Genomic DNA, 16,276 nt, shown 5'->3' on the forward strand with positions numbered 1-16,276 from the left:
CCGCGCGGGTACCGCCAGGAGTACGGTCCGCGTCAGGAGCGCCGGGAAGCCTGGTCGGCATGTCGATCACTGCTGACCACCGGAGGCCGTCGTGCCCGTTCCCCGCTCCGTTCCCGCGATCCGCACCGAGCACCTCGGCAAGCGCTACGGGTCCACCACCGCCGTCGAGTCCCTGGACCTGACCGTCGAGCCGGGCGAGGTCTTCGGCCTGCTCGGTCCGAACGGGGCCGGGAAGTCCACCACGATCCGGATGCTCCTGGGCCTGGCCCGGCCGACCACGGGCCGGGCGTGGATCTTCGACGCTCCCGCGTCCGACGTGGCGGCCGCCCACGCCCTGCTGGCCCACGTCCCGGCCGACGTGGCGCTGTGGCCGACCCTGACCGGGGGAGAGGTCCTGCACCTGCTGGGCGAGATCGGGCCGGGCGTCGACCGGGCCCGGCGCGACGAGCTGGTGGAACGGTTCGCGCTGGACCCGGGGAAGCCGGCGCGGACCTACTCCAGCGGCAACCGGCAGAAGGTGGCGCTGGTCGCGGCGTTCGCCACGCGGGCGCCGCTGCTGGTGCTCGACGAGCCGACGGCGGGGCTGGACCCGCTGATGGAGCAGCAGTTCCAGCAGGTCGTGCGCGAGGCCCGCGACGAGGGGCGGACGGTGCTGCTGTGCTCGCACCAGCTCGCCGAGGTCGAGGCGGTGTGCGACCGGGTCGGGATCCTGCGCGGGGGACGCCTGGTGGACGTGGCCGGGGTGGGCGGGTTGCGGGGGCTGCACCGCAGCCGCGTCGAGGCGGTCGTGGTCGGTCCGGTGCCGGACCTGACGGGGGTCGCGGGGGTGTCGGACGTCGAGGTCGACGGGGCCCGGTTGCGGTTCGCGCTCGACGGACCACCCGGCCCGGCGCTGCGTGCCCTGGCCGCGGCCGAGGTGACGGCTCTGCGGGTGCACGAGCCGAGCCTGGAGGAGATCTTCCTCGGCTACTACGGGCGGACCTCGTCGTGAGCACGACGGTGGAACGTCCCAGGACGCCGACGCCGGTGCGTCCCGGTGGTGCCCGCCGGGCCGTGACCGGGCTCGCGCTGCGGCAGGTGCGCCGGGGCGCGGTGGCCGTGACCGTCGTCGCGGCCGGCATGTCGGCGCTGGTCGTCGCGACCTACGACGACGTCGTCGGCTCGGCCCCCGGCGGGGCGGCCGCGTTGGCGGCGCTGGCGGGCAACCCGGCGGTCCGCACGCTGTTCGGCGACCCGGTGGCGCTGGACAACCCCGGCGGCTTCGCGGTCTGGCGCACCGGGACCGTGCTCGCGGTCCTGGTCGGGGTGTGGGCCGCGCTCGCGACCACCCGCGTGCTGCGCGGCGAGGAGGACACCGGCCGGCTGGACCTGCTGCTCGGCGGGGTCCTGCCGGTCGCGGCGGTGGTGCGCCTGCACCTGGCGGTCCTGCTGGGGGCGGTCGGTGTCGTCGGGGTCGCCACGGCCGCGGCGCTCGTGCTGGCCGGGGCGGAGCCCACCGGGTCGGTGCTGCACGGGGCCGGAATGGCGGCGGTGGGGGTCGCCGCCATCGGTCTGGCCGGGGTCGCATCGCAGGTGGCGCCGGCACGGGCGGCGGCGAGCGGCCTGGCGGTGGCGGTGCTGCTGGGTGGGCTGCTGGTCCGGATGGTCGGCGACGGGGTGCAGGCGCTGGGGTGGACCCGGTGGCTGTCGCCGTTCGGGCTGGTGGCGCTGGTCGAGCCGTTCCACACCGACCGGGTGCCGCCGCTGCTGGTCCTGGTCGCGGCAGGGCTCGCGGTCGTCGCGGTGGTGCCCTCGCTCGCCGGGCGGCGGGACGTGCGGGCGGGGCTGCTCCCGGCCCGGCCGCCGCGCCGCGCGCGCACGGCGCTGCTCTCCTCTCCCGCGCGGTTCGCCGTGCGCCAGGTGCTCGCCCCGCTGGCCGGGTGGGCGGCCGGGATCGGCGCGTTCTTCCTGCTGATCGGGTCGGTGTCGCGCTCGATGACCGACTTCCTCGACGCCAACCCGGTGTTCGCCGACCTCGCCGGGCAGGCGGGGTTCGCGGAGCTGGGTTCGGTGCAGGGCTACGCCGCGACCCTGTTCGCCCTGCTCGCCGTGCCGGCCGGCGCGTTCGCCGCGGTCCGCACCGGCGCGCTGGGCTCCGCGGAGACGGGCAGGCGGCTGGACCTGCTGCTGGCCGGGCCGGTCACCCGCACGCGGCTGCTCGCCGGGCACGTCGCCGTCACGGCGGCCGCGGCGGTGGTGCTCACCGTCGTGGCCGGGGTCGCGCTGTGGGTCGGGGCGGCGGCGGTCGGCAGCCCGCTGGGGTTCGGCGAGTCCCTCGCCGGCGCGCTCAACACCCTCCCGGTCACCGCGCTGGGCCTGGGCGCGGCCGTCGCGGCGCTGGGTCTCGCACCGGGCGCGGTGGTGCCGATCGGGCTGCTGCCCGGGGCGGGCGGCTTCCTGCTCACCGTCGTGGCCGACAGTGTCGGCGCGCCGCCGTGGGTGGTCGGGGTCTCCCCGTTCGCCCACCTGGCCGCGGTCCCGGCGGTGGGTCCGGACCTCGGGGGAGCCGCCGTCATGACGGTCGTGGCGGCTGCGCTGGTCGTCGCCGGCGCGGTCGGCTACGGGCGCCGGGACGTGCGGTGAGGATCCTGCTGCTGACCGCGGGCAGCCGCGGTGACGTCGACCCGTTCCTCGCGCTCGCCGACCGCGCCTCCGCGGCCGGGCACGAGGTCGTGCTGGGGGTGACCCGGGAGTTCGTCGACGCCGCCCGGGCCGTCGCGGCGGACAAGGCGGACGGCGGACCACCGCGGTTCGAGGTGGCCGCCCTCGACGGCGACTTCGCCGCGCTGGTCGAGGCGCAGGGGGTGTCACCGTGGGCCGCCGCGCGGGCCTTCCGCTCGACCGTCGCGCCGATGATGGCTGCGATGCTGCGCTCGGCGGTGCGCGTCGCCCTCGACAGCCGGCCCGACGTGATCGTGCACCACCCGAAGGTTCTCAGCGCCGAGGTCGCCGCCGCGCGGCTGGACCGGCCGCGGGTCCTGGTCGAGATCGTCCCGACGCTGACGCCCACCCGGGAGTTCCCCGCCGCCGGGATCACCACGACCGGGCTGGGGCCGCTCAACCCGCTCACCTACCGCCTCGCCGCCGCGGCCGGGTCGGTGTTCGGCGGGGTCCTGCGCGACCTGCGCACCGAGGCCGGGCTGCCGTCCCGCGGCCCGCTCCCCGGCCCCGCCCGCACGCTGGTGCCGGTCAGCCCGGCGCTGCTGCCCCGCCCCGCCGACTGGCCCGCCGGCACGGTGGTGACCGGCCAGTGGACGAGGCCCGAGCGGCCGGCCGCCGCCGATCCGGAGCTCGCGGACTTCCTCCACGCCGGGCGCGTGCTCTGCGCCGGGTTCGGGTCGATGGCCGACGGTGACCCGCAGCGCCGGGCCCGGGCCGTCGTCGACGCCGCCCGCGAGCACGACCTGCGCGTCCTGCTCGTCACCGGGTGGGGAGGCCTGCAACTCCCGGGAGACCTCGCCGGCGAGGACGTCCTGGTGCGGTCCGCGGTCGCCCACGGGCCCGTCCTCCCGCTCTGCGCGGCCGCGGTGCACCACGGCGGGGCCGGCACCACGCACGCCGTGGTGCGCGCCGGGCTGCCGTCGGTGGTGGTCCCCTTCCTCGCCGACCAGCCGTTCTGGGCCCGGCTGCTGCACCGGCGCGGGCTGGCCGCGCCACCGGTCCCGGCCCGGCGCCTCGATCGTCCCCGGTTCGGGGCGGCGCTCGGCGCCCTCCCGGAGGCCGCCACGGTGCGCGCCGTGGCCGGCCGCATGGCCGACGACGACGGCTGCGGCACGGCGCTCGACGTCGTCGAGCGGATCTGAGGTCCGGGAAGATCGTCGTGCTCACCCTCGGCACGCGCGGCGACGTGCAGCCGTTCGTGGCACTGTGTCCGGGGTGTGCGGGCGAAGCTGGCCCTCGCCCGGGCGATGCCGGCGTCGTTCGGCCGCGTGCTGGAGGACTGCGCGTCGATCGCGCACGGCCCCGGCAGCGACGCCGACGTCGTCGTGCACAGCGGCCGGGCCATCGGCGCCCCGCACGTGGCCGAACTGCTCGGCGTGCCCTGCGTGCTCGCGCTGACCGTGCCGCCGTACGTGCCGACCCGGGAGTTCCCCTGGCCCGGTGCGCCGCCGCCGCCCGGGTTCCCGGCTGGGCGAACCGGGCCGGTCACGTCGGGATGCGCGGGCCGGCGGTGGTGTTCGCCCGTCGTGGACGACTGGCGCGGACGCGACCTCGGGCTACCCGGGCGCCGCGGGCGCCACGACCCGCTGGGCCGCCCCGAGGGAGGACCGGTCGCCGTGCTCAACGCGGTGACCCGCCTCCTGGTCTACTCCCGGGGATCGCGCTCGGGTTCACCGGCAGCAACGATTCCGTCCAGGCGGTGAGCACGTTCGTGCTGCAGGTCGTCGGGTCCGACGACGGGGGGACGCTGGTGCACGAGGCCCTCGACGAGGTCCGCCACGGCGTCGACCACCCGGAACTGCAGGCCGGGGTCGCTGCTGACGGCTCCTCAGGTCAGCGCGGGCTCGACGGCACGGAGGTCCGGAGGAGCGCGCTGCAGCCAGGTCGGCGGCGGGGCTCTGTACCGGGACGAGATCATCCACGCCGAGCTGCGCCGGCCGGAGGGCGGAGCGGTGGTGTTCGGATCCGCCGGGCAGGGGTGGAGGTCGTGGAGCCGCCGCACGAGACGCGGTTCGGTTCGGGTGTCGTCACGAGGGCCTGCTCGCTGCGCGATGTCGAGGGCGATGTCCGGAGGTTCGCCACCTACCGTGGTGCTCCCTGGCTCAGCCGGTGCGTCGTCGGGCGTCGGCCTCGATGCCGCGGATGTCACGGCTGAGGCGCTCGAGGCCCTTGACCTGGGAGCGGAGGGCCTCGGCACGGCTCTCGGCCAGTGCCCGGTAGGTCGCCAGCCGGGCGGCGAGGGCGGTGACCTCGGCGGGATCGGTGGTGGCGGCGGCGGAGTCCAGCGTCTCGAGCAGTTCCTTGATCTGGTCGAGCGAGAGGTCGAGCGGGCGCAGCGCCTTGACGAACTCCAGTCGGGCGACGTCGGCCTCGGTGTAGAAGCGGAACCCGCCCGGAGAGCGGTCCGAGGGCAGGACCAGCCCGATCTCGTCCCAGTGCCGGATCGTGCGCAGTGACAGGCCGACCCGATCGGACACCTCACCGATCCGCATCAGGAACGTGGTCCGTTCCGAACTCCCGCTGCCACCGTCCGGACCCTACCCGAGGGGGAGGGGGCAACCCGGGACGATCATCCGGTCAGTGGGCGCCGCTCAGCCGTCCCGCCATCCGGTCGTGCCGCGCCCGGCTGCCGTCGTTCATCCCCACGACCGTCAGTGTCGTGCCGCGTGCTGCGTACTTCGTCCGGATAGCGTCGAGCGCGGCCACGGTGGACGCGTCCCACACGTGCGCAGCGGACAGGTCGATGACGACCTCGTCGGGGTCGGACCCGTAGTCGAACTGGTAGACGAGGTCGTTGCTGGAGGCGAAGAACAGCTGGCCGCTGACCCGGTACAGCTTGGTGCCGCCGTCGGGATCGACGACCGAGGTCACCTCCACGACGTGGGCGACCCGTCGGGCGAACAGCACCATCGCGACGAGCACCCCGACCGCCACGCCGTAGGCGAGGTTGTGGGTGGCGACGGTGACCGCGACGGTCGAGACCATCACCGCGGTCTCGGACAACGGCATCATCCTCAGTGTCGCGGGCCGGATGCTGTGCCAGTCGAACGTGCCGACCGCGACCATGATCATGACCCCGACCAGTGCGGCCATGGGGATCACCGCGACGACCTCGCCCAGAGCGACGACCAGGACGAGCAGGAACACCCCGGCGAGGAAGGTGGAGACCCGGGTGCGGGCGCCGCCGTCCTTCACGTTGATCATGGTCTGGCCGATCATGGCGCAGCCACCCATGCCGCCGAAGAAGCCGGTGACGATGTTGGCCACCCCCTGCCCCCAGGACTCCCGGGTCTTGTCGGAGCGGGTGTCGGTGATGTCGTCCACGAGCTTCGCGGTCATCAGCGACTCGATCAGCCCGACCAGTGCGATGGTCAGGGCGTAGGGCGCGATGAGCTGCAGCGTGGCCAGGTCGAGCGGTACGTCCGGCAGGCCGAGTACGGGCAGGCTGTCGGGCAGCGCACCCTGGTCGCCGACGGTCGGGACCACCACGCCGGCGACCACGGTGAACCCGGTGAGCAGTGCGATCGCCACGAGCGGACCGGGTACGGCCCGGGTGAGCCGGGGCAGCCCGACCAGCACCACGAGGCCGACCGCGAGCAGCGCGTACACCGTCCAGGGCACGTCCACGAGGTAGGGCAGCTGGGAGGTGAAGATCAGGATCGCCAGGGCGTTGACGAAGCCGACCATCACGCTGCGGGGCAGGAACCGCATCAGCCGCGCCACTCCCGCCACGCCGAGCAGGACCTGGAACACGCCCCCCAGCAGGACCGCGGCGATCAGGTGATCGACGCCGTGCTCCCGGGCCAGGGGGGCGACGACGAGCGCGATGGCGCCGGTGGCCGCGGAGATCATCGCCGGGCGGCCACCGACGAAGGCGATCGTGACGGCCATGGTGAACGACGCGAACAGGCCGACCCGCGGGTCGACGCCCGCGATGATCGAGAACGCGATGGCCTCGGGGATCAGGGCGAGGGCGACGACGAGGCCCGACACGGCTTCCACGCGCAGGACGGACAGGTGCAGCCAGGGTGGCCGCGAGAGAGTCGTTCGGCCAGGTAGGGCAGGGAGCACTGTGGTCACTTTCCGCGTCGGGGAGCGCGAGCCACACTCGTCGGGGCTCTAGCGCGAGTCGCACTCTACCTTCACATCAGGTGAGATTTCTCGGTGTCCCTGCTCACGCAGGTCTGCCGGCGTCGGGAGCCCGTGACCCACCACTAGGCCTGCTGATCAGCCTGTTCTCGTGCGTCACGCGCGTCGGCGTCCGGCGACTCACGACGTGTCCTACTTCTGGGTAACCTACCGTCGTGTCACATGCTCGCAGGGACCCCGCGACTGCCGGTTCGGCAGCATCAGCCTACTCTCACGTGAGAGTAGAGATGGTTGCTGCAACGGCGCGGCACGAGACGCCCGTGCGCGAGTCCGGGCCTGAGGGGACGACGTGACCTACCGCGAACCTCCGACCGCGCCGACGGTGGCCCTGGGCCCGATCGTGCCGGGCGAGGCGGTGACCGAGCCGGCACCGCCTGGGCGCGGCCGTTTCGGCCCGACCCTCGATCGTGCGTTCGACCCGCGGTCGAACAGTGTGAACGCGCTGCGGCTGGTCCTGGCGGGTCTGGTGCTGTTCTCGCACACGCTGAAGCTGCACGGCGGCTCCGATCCGCTCGGGCGCCTCACCGGCGGCGACGTGGACATCGGCACGATGGCCGTCGACGGCTTCTTCGCCCTCTCCGGCTTCCTGATCGTCGGCAGCTACCTCAACTCGCCGTCGACCGGGCGGTACCTGTGGCGGCGCTGCCTGCGCATCCTGCCGGGGTTCTGGGTCTGCCTGCTGGTCACGGTGTTCGTCGTGCTGCCCATCGCCCAGCTGCTGACGTTGGGCACCCTCGAGGGATTCCCGCTCACCGGTGAGGCGTCCGCGCTGTCCTACCTGGTCGACAACAGTGCGCTGTTCATCCGCCAGTTCGAGGTGGACGGGCTGCTGGGCGGGGAACCGGTGAACGGCTCCCTCTACACGCTGTTCTACGAGTTCCTCTGCTACCTCGGCGTCGCGGCCCTGGGTGCCGTGGGGCTGCTGCGCCGCCGGACCTGGCCGCTGCTCGTGGTGGCGGGCCTGGTCTGGCTGTTCGTGGTCGGGCAGCTCGTCACCGGCGCAGGCATCTACGAGGCCAGCGACACGCTGAGCATCGCGGTGCGCTTCGGGGCGATGTTCCTGGCCGGAGCGGTCGTGCACCGACTCGCGCACCACATCCCGGTGGGCTGGGCCGGCGGCGCGGTCGCCTCGGCGCTGCTGGTCTCGGCGGTCGTGCTCGCGGTCCAGGCCGGCGGGGATCCGCAGAGCACCCTGGTCTACGTCGTCGTGGCGCCGCTCGCGGTGGCCTACCTCGTCCTGCTGCTCGGTGCGCGTCCCGAGCTGCGCCGGATCGGGGCCCGCCGTGACCTGTCCTACGGCCTCTACGTCTACGCGTGGCCGGTCCAGATCCTGCTGATCGTCGCCGGTGCGTCACTGTGGCCGGTGGCCCTGTTCGGGGTGGGGTCGCTGGTGATCGCCCTCGGCATGGCCTGGGCCAGCTGGACCTGGGTCGAGGCACCTGCGCTGCGGCTCAAGTCGTGGTCACCGCGCCGGACGTGAACGGCGGCGAGCGGTGAGGATTCCCGCGGTCGCCCGCCGAGCCGGCTGGAACCTGGCCGACCAGATGGTGTCGAGCCTGACCAACGCGGTCCTGTCGTTCATGGTCGCCAACGCCGTCGACGCCGAGTCCTTCGGCGGCTTCGCCGTGGCGTTCACGGTCTTCGCGCTGGTGATCGGGGCGGCCCGGGCGCTGGCGACCTCACCGCTGACCATCCGGTTCTCCGACTCCGATCCCGGCGAGCAGCACCGGGTCGCGGCCTCCGCCAGCGGGATGTCCCTCACCCTGGGGTTCGCCGTCGGCGTGGGCTGTGTCGCGGTCGGTCTGGTGGTGGGCGGTCCAGCACGCGAGGCACTCGTCGCGATGGGCATGATCCTGCCGGCGGTGGTGGTGCAGGACTCCTACCGCTTCGTGTTCTTCTCCCGGCAGACGCCGGTGAAGGCTGCGGCCAACGACGCGTTCTGGGCCGTGCTCCAGCTCGGTGCCGTCGGCGCCATGCTGCATCTCGGGGTGTCGTCGGTCGCGCCCCTGGTGTTCGCCTGGGGACTGTCGGGCGCCGCGGCGGTCCTGCTCGCCGTCCGCCAGTCGGCGACGGTCCCCTCCCCTCGCCGCACCCTGGCCTGGTTCCGCGAGCAGAGCGATCTCACGCGCTACCTCCTGGCGACCTGGGCCACCCAGCACGGAGCGGCCCAGGGCGCGATGCTCGTCATCGCCGCCATCGGCACGGTGGTGGCCAACGGGGCGCTGCGCGGGGCGCAGATCCTGCTCGGCCCCACCTCGATCGTCTCCTCGGCGGCGTTGACCTTCGCCATCCCGGAGTTCTCCCGCCGGCGGGGCCGGCTCTCCCGGCGGCAGTGGCTGCTCTCGGCGGCCGGGGTGTCCGCCGCGGTCTCCTTCCTGGGGCTGTGCTGGGGCTCGATCTTCCTGCTCATGCCCGACGCGGTCGGTGAGTACCTGCTGAACGCGACCTGGCCGGCCACCCGCGATCTCCTGGTCCCCGCGGTGATCACACAGGTCCTGAGCTGCGCCATGATCGGTCCGGTGGTCGTGCTCTATGCGATCGACCGCGCCCAGTCCACCCTCACCATGGAGATCGCACTGGGAGCGGCGACGTTCTCCGGCGGGGTCGGCGGGGTGGTCCTCGGCGGGGGACCCGGCGCGCAGTGGGGCTTCGCGATCGCCCACGCCGCGATCCTCCCGTTCTGGTACCTGCGGCTCTGGCGCGAGCTGCACCGGCAGGAACAACCGCCCGCCGGCGCAGGACCACGGAGTGACGCCGGGCAGCACGAGGGGTTCCCGCGTCATCCGTGAACGTCCGAGGAGGACCCGCTGCCCATGCACGATGCCGACGTCCAGGACCCGCCGCCGCGGACCGGTGCGCGACACGACGCCCGGATCGTCACCGTTGGCGCGGTCGCCTACGGCGGGCTCCGCGAAGGACGTTGACGCAGGGCCTGGTCGGAGTACGGTCATGACCGGTGTGCCGGGAAGTCTGGTCGGCGTCTCTGTCGGTCCGTCCCGGATGGAGCGCGCCATGGTCTCGAATCCTCTGCCTCCGTCGGCCCGTGTCAGCGGGGCGAGTGGCCCCGCCGGGTTCGACCCTGGTGACCCGCCCGGGTCTCCCGAGATCGTCGAGCTCGCCGCCGTCGTCGCGGGGCAGCTCGATCTGGTGGGCGGCAAAGCAGCGGGCTTGTCTGCCCTGATCGAGGCGGGTGAACGCGTGCCCGCCGGTTTCTGCATCACCACGGTCGCCCACGACGCAGCCGCGGCGGCCGGTGGTCGGCTCGGCGAAGCATCGGCTCTGAAGATCGTCGAGGCGTACCGGAGGCTGGGGGGCGGGCCGGTCGCCGTCCGGTCGAGCGCGACGGCGGAGGACCTGCCGTCGGCCAGCTTCGCCGGGCAGCACGACACGGTGCTCGATGTCGTCGGCGAGCAGGCTCTGCTCGGTGCGGTGCAGGTGTGCTGGGCGTCGCTGTCGGGTCCGCGTGCGCGCGCGTACCGCGAGGCGGCCGGTGTCGACGACGCGGCGGTGCGGATGGCCGTGGTGGTGCAGCGCATGGTCGACCCGCTGGCCGCCGGGGTCTTGTTCACGGCCAACCCGATCACCGGTTGCCGAGCCGAGATGGTCGTCGACGCCGTCGCCGGTCTCGGCGATGTGGTGGTGGACGGCAGCGTGGCGGCCGATCACTACGTCCTCGCCGGGTCGGCACCGCCCGACTCGGGATGCCTGAGCACCGCTCGGCTCGACGAGCTGCGTGAGGCCGGTGCCCGGCTGCAGGAGCGCGCCGGTGCACCCCAGGACGTCGAGTGGGCCTTCGACCACGACGGACGGCTGTGGTTGTTGCAGTCGCGGCCGATCACGACGCTGTTCCCGCAGCCGACCTCGCCCCGTCCGGGTGCGCGGGTGTTCTTCGAGGTCGGCCACATGCAGGGCATGCTGCGTCCGTTCACCCCGATGGGGATGTCGGCGATGCGGGTCGCCACCGCGCTGTCGCTCACGGGCGTCGGGATCCCGGCCGACCCGTTCGTGGGCCATCCCGGCCTGGTCGACATCGGCGGACGGATGTTCCTGGACATCACCGCCCTCGTGCGCAACAGGTCGATGCGCGAGAAGCTCCCCGCCTCGATGGCGATCTACGGCCCTCGGGTGTCGGCCGCGGTCGAGCGGGTGCTCGACGATCCGCGGTTCGCGCCGGTGCCCGGGCGTCCCTACCGGCTGCGCACGGTCGTGCCGGTGGCGATCCGACTGGTACCGGGAATGCTCGTCGGGCTGGTGGGCGCGATCCTCGACCCGGCGCACGCACGCAGGCGTGCTCTGCGGGCGACGGCGATGGTGCGACTCGGTGCCCGGCCGTCGGTGCAGCCGGGCACCGCCGAGGAACGGATCCGGTTCGCGATGGACGTGCAGGGCACGTTCATGCGGGTCGGGATGCGGGAGATGCTGCCGCCGATCTACGCGGGCCTCCTCGCCCGGCAGGTCACGATCGCCCTTCTCGCCGGGGTGGCGTCCGAGAGCGAGATCGACGAGACGCTGCGCGGGATGCCGCACAACATCACCACGGAGATGGACCTCGCCCTGTGGGCACTCGCGGCCGCCGCGGCACCCCATCGCGACCTGCTCCTGCACACCGCCCCGGCCGAGCTCTCCGCGCGGTACCGTGCCGGCTCGTTGCCCGACATCGGGCTCGACGAGTTCCTGCGCGGGTACGGCCATCGAGGGGCAGCCGAGGTGGACGTCGGCCTGCCGAGGTGGGCAGAGGACCCGAGTCCGGTGTTCGCGGCGATCGCCGGCTACCTGCGGGTGACGGATCCGGAGCAGGCACCGGATCGGCGTTTCGCCCGCGCCGCCGCCGACGCGGAGGCGAAGATCGATGAACTCGTCGCGCGCGCGCGTCGCGGCCGACCGGTGCGGGCCCGGCTCGCGGGGTTCCTGATGCGTCGCGGTCGCGCTGTCGCCGGTCTGCGCGAGCTGCCGAAGTTCGCGTGGCTCTACGCCTTCGAGGAGATGCGCCGGCAGCTGCTGTCCACGGGTGCGGAACTGCAGGAGCGAGGGGTGCTGGAGCGGGCCGACGACATCATGTTCCTCGACTTCCGGGAGGCGCTCGCGGCTGCCGCCGGGGCCGATCAGCGCCGGTTGGTCGAGCCACGACGTGCGGTCCACGTCCACGAGGCCGCGCGACGGTCGGTTCCCGGGGTCGTGCTGTCGGACGGGACGATCCCGGAGGCGCTGATGCCGTCGACACCGCCCGTGGACGGGGCGCTGATCGGCATGGCAGCCGCGCCGGGGACGGCGACCGGCCGTGCGCGGGTGGTCCTCGATCCTGCGGACGCCCGCATCGAGCCCGGGGAGATCCTGGTCGCGCCCACCACCGACCCCGGGTGGACGCCGCTGTTCCTGACCGCGGGCGGCCTGGTCACCGAGACCGGCTCTCCGATGGCTCACGGACCGACCGTCGCGCGCGAGTACGGCATCCCGGCGGTGATCTGCGTCCGCGACGCCACTCAGCTGATCAGCACCGGGCAGCTCGTCACCATCGACGGTGCTGCCGGCACCGTGACCGTCGCCGACGACGTCGAGCGTCCGAGCAGCAGTACCGCCGGCGTCGGGTAGGGGCTCCGGAGGTCGTGACCCCGCCGCCGTCGATCTGGGTCGACCGTCGCGTCGGACCGGTCCACGGGAAGATGCGAGGTCCGGGAGAGGTCGACGAGGTCCGAGTGCGCGTGACCGACAACGGGCGGTGGAAGCCCGTCGCCCCGCGCGATCCCGCAGGTGCGCGTACTCGTTCTCGGCCGATCCTCGCGTCCTCCCGGTCCGGGTCCCGGTGGGTCCAACGTCCGCCGTGGCGATGTGGCCGCGCCGCCCCGACAGCACCGCGGCGGTCCGCCGATTCGCCTGGACCAGGCGCGGCTCGGTCTGCTCGTCGAGCCGGAAGGTGGGCACGGACAGGGCCATCGTTCCGACGGGGCGACCCGTCGCACCGAAGACGGGACGAGCGACGGAGCTGAGGCCCTGCTCCCGCTCGTCGCGCGCAACGGCCACACCTGCCCGGCGAACGCTGTCGAGGTGCTCCGCGAGGGTGCGTGCCTCGGTGAGTCCGACCGTCATCGACCGCGTCGTCGGCCGCCCGTGTCGCTGTCGACGTCGGGCCGGATCAGCCTCGGGCGGAGGGTGCGGGCTCGTCGTCCTCGCCCTCGATCTCGTCGCCGTCGGGGTGAGGGCCAGCAGATTCGCGACGCCGCGGGCCCCCGCGAGGGGCGGCGACCGCAGTGCCGACGTGGTCGGGGCGTGCGGAGCCCTACGCTGCCGATGTGGTGGCGAGGAGCCGGAAGGCGCGGGCAGGAGCGCGGCGCCGCAAGCGGATGGCTGCGGTGAGCCACGACCTGACCGAGGAGCAGTGGAGCGCACTGCAGGTGGCGTGGGGCGGATGTGCCTACTGCGGTGCCGCCGACGGTGTGCCGCAGCGCGACTGCGTCCTGCCCATCTCACGCGGGGGGCGCTACACCGTCGACAACGTCGTACCGGCCTGCCGCTCGTGCAACAGCAGCAAGTGCAACGAAGAGGTGACCGGGTGGCTGCGCCGCAAGCGGCTCGACGAGCAGGCGTTCCTGGGGCGCTACATCGAGATCCGGTCGGCCATGGTCGTGCGCACGGCGGGCCTACGCTGACCGGATGCCTGTGCTGGGCACCAAGCTGCACCTGCCCGTGCCGCGCCGCCGACTCGTGCCGCGCGGCCGCCTCGTCGACCGGTTGCGCGCCGACGAGGGGACGGGTCTGCGGCTGGTGCTCGTCGCGGCACCGGCCGGGTTCGGGAAGACCACGCTCCTGGCCCAGTGGCTGTCGGCGGGCGAGCCGTCGCCGCGCCGGGTGGCATGGCTGGCCCTCGACCCGGGTGACGCCGACCTCCAGCGCTTCCTGACGCACCTGGTGGCCGCGATCCGGACGGTCGAACCCGAGGCCGGTGCCGAGGCGCTCGCGCTGCTGGAGGCGGGCGGGTCCGACGAGGTGCTGGTCAGCCTCCTCAACGACCTCGACCTCCTCGCCGGGCCCGTGGTGGTCGCGCTCGACGACTACCACGTGATCGGTGCGGCAGCCGTCCACGAGGCGGTGGCCTTCCTCCTCGACAACCTCCCTCCGCAGGTCGTGCTGGCGATCGCCACCCGGGCCGATCCGCCGCTGCCCCTCGCCCGGCTGCGCGCACGGGGCCAGCTGGCGGAGGTGCGGGCCGCGGACCTCCGGTTCACCTCCGGCGAGGTGGAGGCGTTCCTCGGCGACGTGATGGGGCTGCGCCTGGACCCCGCACTCGTGACGGCGCTCGCGGCCCGCACCGAGGGGTGGGCCGTCGGGCTGCAGTTGGCCGCGCTGTCGGCCCGGTCGCGGGCCGGCGCGGACGGGTCCGGGGACGTCACCGGTTTCGTCGAGGCCTTCTCCGGCAGCCACCGGTTCGTCCTCGACTACCTCGTGGAGGAGGTACTCGACCGCCGGTCGGACGAGGTGCGCGCGTTCCTGCTGGACACCTCGATCCTCGACCAGCTCAGCGGTCCGCTCTGCGACGCCCTCACCGGGCGGTCGGACGGCCAGCGGGTGCTGGAGACCCTCGAGCGCGACGACCTCTTCGTCGTCCCGCTCGACGACGAGCGCCGGTGGTACCGCTACCACCACCTCTTCGCCGACGCTCTGCGTGCCCGGGCGGCCGCCCGGCCGGGCGACCGCGTCCCGGGGTTGCACGCCGCGGCCGGGCGCTGGCTCGCCGCGAACGGGCTGCTCGCGGACGCGGTGCGGCACGCCGTCGCGGGCGGCGATCACGAGCAGGCCGCCGATCTCGTCGAGCTCGCCGAGGCCGACCTGCGCCGGCGCCGCCAGGACCACGTTCTGCGCGCCTGGCTCGCGGCGCTGCCCGAAGAGGTCGTCCGCCGCCGGCCGCTGCTCGCGACGTACGCGGCGTGGAGCCGGCTCTCCGAGGGCGACGTCGACGGTGTGGAGCCGTGGCTCGACGACGCCGAGGCGGCCCTCGACGCGGCCCCGTCCACGATCCCGGAGGTCGGCGCGTCGACCGAGGCGGTACGGGACCGGGCGGCGGAGATCCGCTCGCTGCCCGCGATGATCGCGGTGTACCGGGCGTCGGTCGCGCAGGCCCGGGGCGACACGGACGGCACCGTCGCCCATGCCCGTCGGGCGCTCGCGCTGGCCGGGCCGCAGGACCACTTCCCGCGTGGTGCCGCGGCCGGCTTCGTCGGCCTGGCGGCGTGGGCGTCGGGCGACCTCGCGGTCGCGGTGCCGACGTTCACCGAGGCGGTCTCCGCCCTGCGCACGGCCGGGATGGTCGCCGACGAGCTGGGGGCGACCGTCGTGCTGGCGGGCATGTGGCTGGCGCGCGGTCGTCCGGTCGAGGCGCGCCGGCTCTACGAACGCGCGCTGGCCGTCGCCGGGTCCCGCCCGGGGCCGGTGCTCTCCACCACCGGGGACCTGCACGTCGGCCTCGCCGAGGTCCTGTGCGAGCAGGGCGAGCTCGACGCGGCCGAGGAGCACCTCGAGGCGGCCGGCGAACTCGGTGACCGGGCATCGCTGCGGGAGAACCGCCACCGCCGGCACACCGCCACGGCCGCACTGCTGCGGGCGAGGGGGGACCTGGACGGGGCGGTCCTGGCGCTCGACCGGGCCGAGGCGCTGTTCCTGCCCGGGTACTTCCCGGACGTGCGGCCGATCGCGGCGACCAGGGCCCGGGTGCGTATCGCCCAGGGCAGGTCGATCGATGCGCGGACGTGGGCGGACGAACGCGGTGTCGCGCCGACCGACCCGCCGACCTACCTGGCCGAGCACGATCAGCTCACCCTCGCCCGGCTGCTCGTCGCCGAGGGTGACCCGCGACGGGCGCTCGACCTCCTCGACCGCGTGGTGGACTCCGCGCAGGCGGCCGACCGCGAGGGCAGTCTGGTCGAGGCGGAGCTGGTGCGGGCGCTCGCCCATCGCGCCGGCGGTGACCCGGACGCGGCAGCCGCCGACCTCACCACCGCCCTCACGCGCGGCGTGCCGGCCGGGTACCGCCGGCTCTTCCTCGACGAGGGACCGCCGATGGCCGAGCTGCTCGACCACATCGCCCGCGCCGGCGGCAACGACGCGCGGACGCACGCCGTGCACATCGTGGCCGCCGCCCGGCGGCCGTCCACCCCGGCTCGGCCCACGCCCGAGGAGGGCCTGAGCGAGCGCGAGCAGGAGGTTCTGCGCCTGCTGGCGACCGAGCTCAGCGGTCCGGAGATCGCGCGGCACCTGTTCGTCTCGGTGAACACGCTGCGCACGCACACCCGGCACATCTTCACCAAGCTGGACGTGAACACCCGCCGCACCGCGGTGCGCCGTGCGGCGGACCTCGGCCTGCTCTGAGAGCGGATCACCACGTCCGTCACATCGGATGGTGACGCGGCCTCACCCGGTCTCCTCCTACCGTCACGGA

11 protein-coding genes and 1 pseudogene are annotated in these 16,276 nt (G+C 74.2%); 9 read left to right on the plus strand and 3 right to left on the minus strand.

Annotated features, from left to right (window positions below; translation table 11 throughout):
• Positions 1-91: 91 nt before the first annotated feature.
• The 4 genes from I4I82_RS27370 to I4I82_RS27385 all read left to right on the plus strand — a co-directional run bounded on the left by I4I82_RS27370 (position 92) and on the right by I4I82_RS27385 (position 4,403).
• Entirely contained in the window at positions 92-991 is a 900-nt protein-coding gene (locus I4I82_RS27370) for an ABC transporter ATP-binding protein (RefSeq protein WP_218596206.1), read from the plus strand.
• 62 nt (positions 992-1,053) lie between these two features.
• Complete coding sequence (locus I4I82_RS27375; protein ID WP_218596207.1) at positions 1,054-2,622, plus strand: efflux permease Rv1217c-related protein; 1,569 nt, start codon at positions 1,054-1,056, stop codon at positions 2,620-2,622.
• A complete protein-coding gene (locus tag I4I82_RS27380) occupies positions 2,619-3,842 on the plus strand; it encodes a glycosyltransferase (RefSeq protein ID WP_218596208.1) in 1,224 nt (407 codons plus the stop codon). The genes I4I82_RS27375 and I4I82_RS27380 overlap by 4 nt, the downstream gene beginning before the upstream one ends.
• 75 nt (positions 3,843-3,917) lie before the next feature.
• Positions 3,918-4,403 (plus strand): hypothetical protein, encoded by a 486-nt coding sequence (locus I4I82_RS27385; protein ID WP_218590417.1) that lies wholly within the window; start codon positions 3,918-3,920, stop codon positions 4,401-4,403.
• 399 nt (positions 4,404-4,802) lie between these two features.
• Here the strand turns inward: I4I82_RS27385 and I4I82_RS27390 are convergent, their stop codons facing one another.
• A complete protein-coding gene (locus I4I82_RS27390) occupies positions 4,803-5,192 on the minus strand; it encodes a MerR family transcriptional regulator (protein WP_218590416.1) in 390 nt (129 codons plus the stop codon).
• An 85-nt stretch (positions 5,193-5,277) separates the two neighbouring features.
• The gene (locus I4I82_RS27395; RefSeq protein ID WP_226370274.1) at positions 5,278-6,702 is read right to left on the minus strand and encodes a SulP family inorganic anion transporter; all 1,425 of its coding nucleotides are present in this window, start codon (positions 6,700-6,702) and stop codon (positions 5,278-5,280) included.
• 580 nt (positions 6,703-7,282) lie between these two features.
• Between I4I82_RS27395 and I4I82_RS27400 the strand changes: the two genes are divergently transcribed.
• The 3 genes from I4I82_RS27400 to I4I82_RS27410 all read left to right on the plus strand — a co-directional run bounded on the left by I4I82_RS27400 (position 7,283) and on the right by I4I82_RS27410 (position 12,438).
• On the plus strand, positions 7,283-8,329 hold the full coding sequence (locus I4I82_RS27400) for an acyltransferase family protein (RefSeq protein ID WP_218590414.1): 1,047 nt from the start codon (positions 7,283-7,285) through the stop codon (positions 8,327-8,329).
• 13 nt (positions 8,330-8,342) lie between these two features.
• On the plus strand, positions 8,343-9,638 hold the full coding sequence (locus I4I82_RS27405) for an MATE family efflux transporter (RefSeq protein ID WP_218590413.1): 1,296 nt from the start codon (positions 8,343-8,345) through the stop codon (positions 9,636-9,638).
• Between the two features lie 223 nt (positions 9,639-9,861).
• Positions 9,862-12,438, plus strand: coding sequence for a PEP/pyruvate-binding domain-containing protein (locus I4I82_RS27410; protein WP_218590412.1), 2,577 nt, complete (start codon positions 9,862-9,864; stop codon positions 12,436-12,438).
• 264 nt (positions 12,439-12,702) lie between these two features.
• Here I4I82_RS27410 and I4I82_RS35100 read toward each other — a convergent pair.
• Positions 12,703-12,933, minus strand: a pseudogene (locus I4I82_RS35100) (IclR family transcriptional regulator domain-containing protein); the annotation flags it as partial.
• A 254-nt stretch (positions 12,934-13,187) separates the two neighbouring features.
• Between I4I82_RS35100 and I4I82_RS27420 the strand changes: the two are divergent.
• A complete protein-coding gene (locus tag I4I82_RS27420) occupies positions 13,188-13,493 on the plus strand; it encodes an HNH endonuclease (RefSeq protein WP_218590419.1) in 306 nt (101 codons plus the stop codon).
• Between the two features lie 4 nt (positions 13,494-13,497).
• The gene (locus tag I4I82_RS27425; protein ID WP_218590411.1) at positions 13,498-16,206 is read left to right on the plus strand and encodes a winged helix-turn-helix domain-containing protein; all 2,709 of its coding nucleotides are present in this window, start codon (positions 13,498-13,500) and stop codon (positions 16,204-16,206) included.
• Positions 16,207-16,276: the final 70 nt, after the last annotated feature.

The sequence above is a fragment of the Pseudonocardia oceani genome (assembly GCF_019263585.2).
Taxonomy (GTDB): domain Bacteria; phylum Actinomycetota; class Actinomycetes; order Mycobacteriales; family Pseudonocardiaceae; genus Pseudonocardia; species Pseudonocardia oceani.

What these genes read in the sequence shown, in the direction of transcription:
- I4I82_RS27390 (WP_218590416.1), bottom strand. Translation starts at nt 5,192, where the DNA reads ATGCGGATCGGTGAGGTGTCCGATCGGGTCGGCCTGTCACTGCGCACG.
- I4I82_RS27420 (WP_218590419.1), top strand. Translation starts at nt 13,188, where the DNA reads ATGGCTGCGGTGAGCCACGACCTGACCGAGGAGCAGTGGAGCGCACTG.
- I4I82_RS27410 (WP_218590412.1), top strand. Translation starts at nt 9,862, where the DNA reads ATGGTCTCGAATCCTCTGCCTCCGTCGGCCCGTGTCAGCGGGGCGAGT.
- I4I82_RS27425 (WP_218590411.1), top strand. Translation starts at nt 13,498, where the DNA reads ATGCCTGTGCTGGGCACCAAGCTGCACCTGCCCGTGCCGCGCCGCCGA.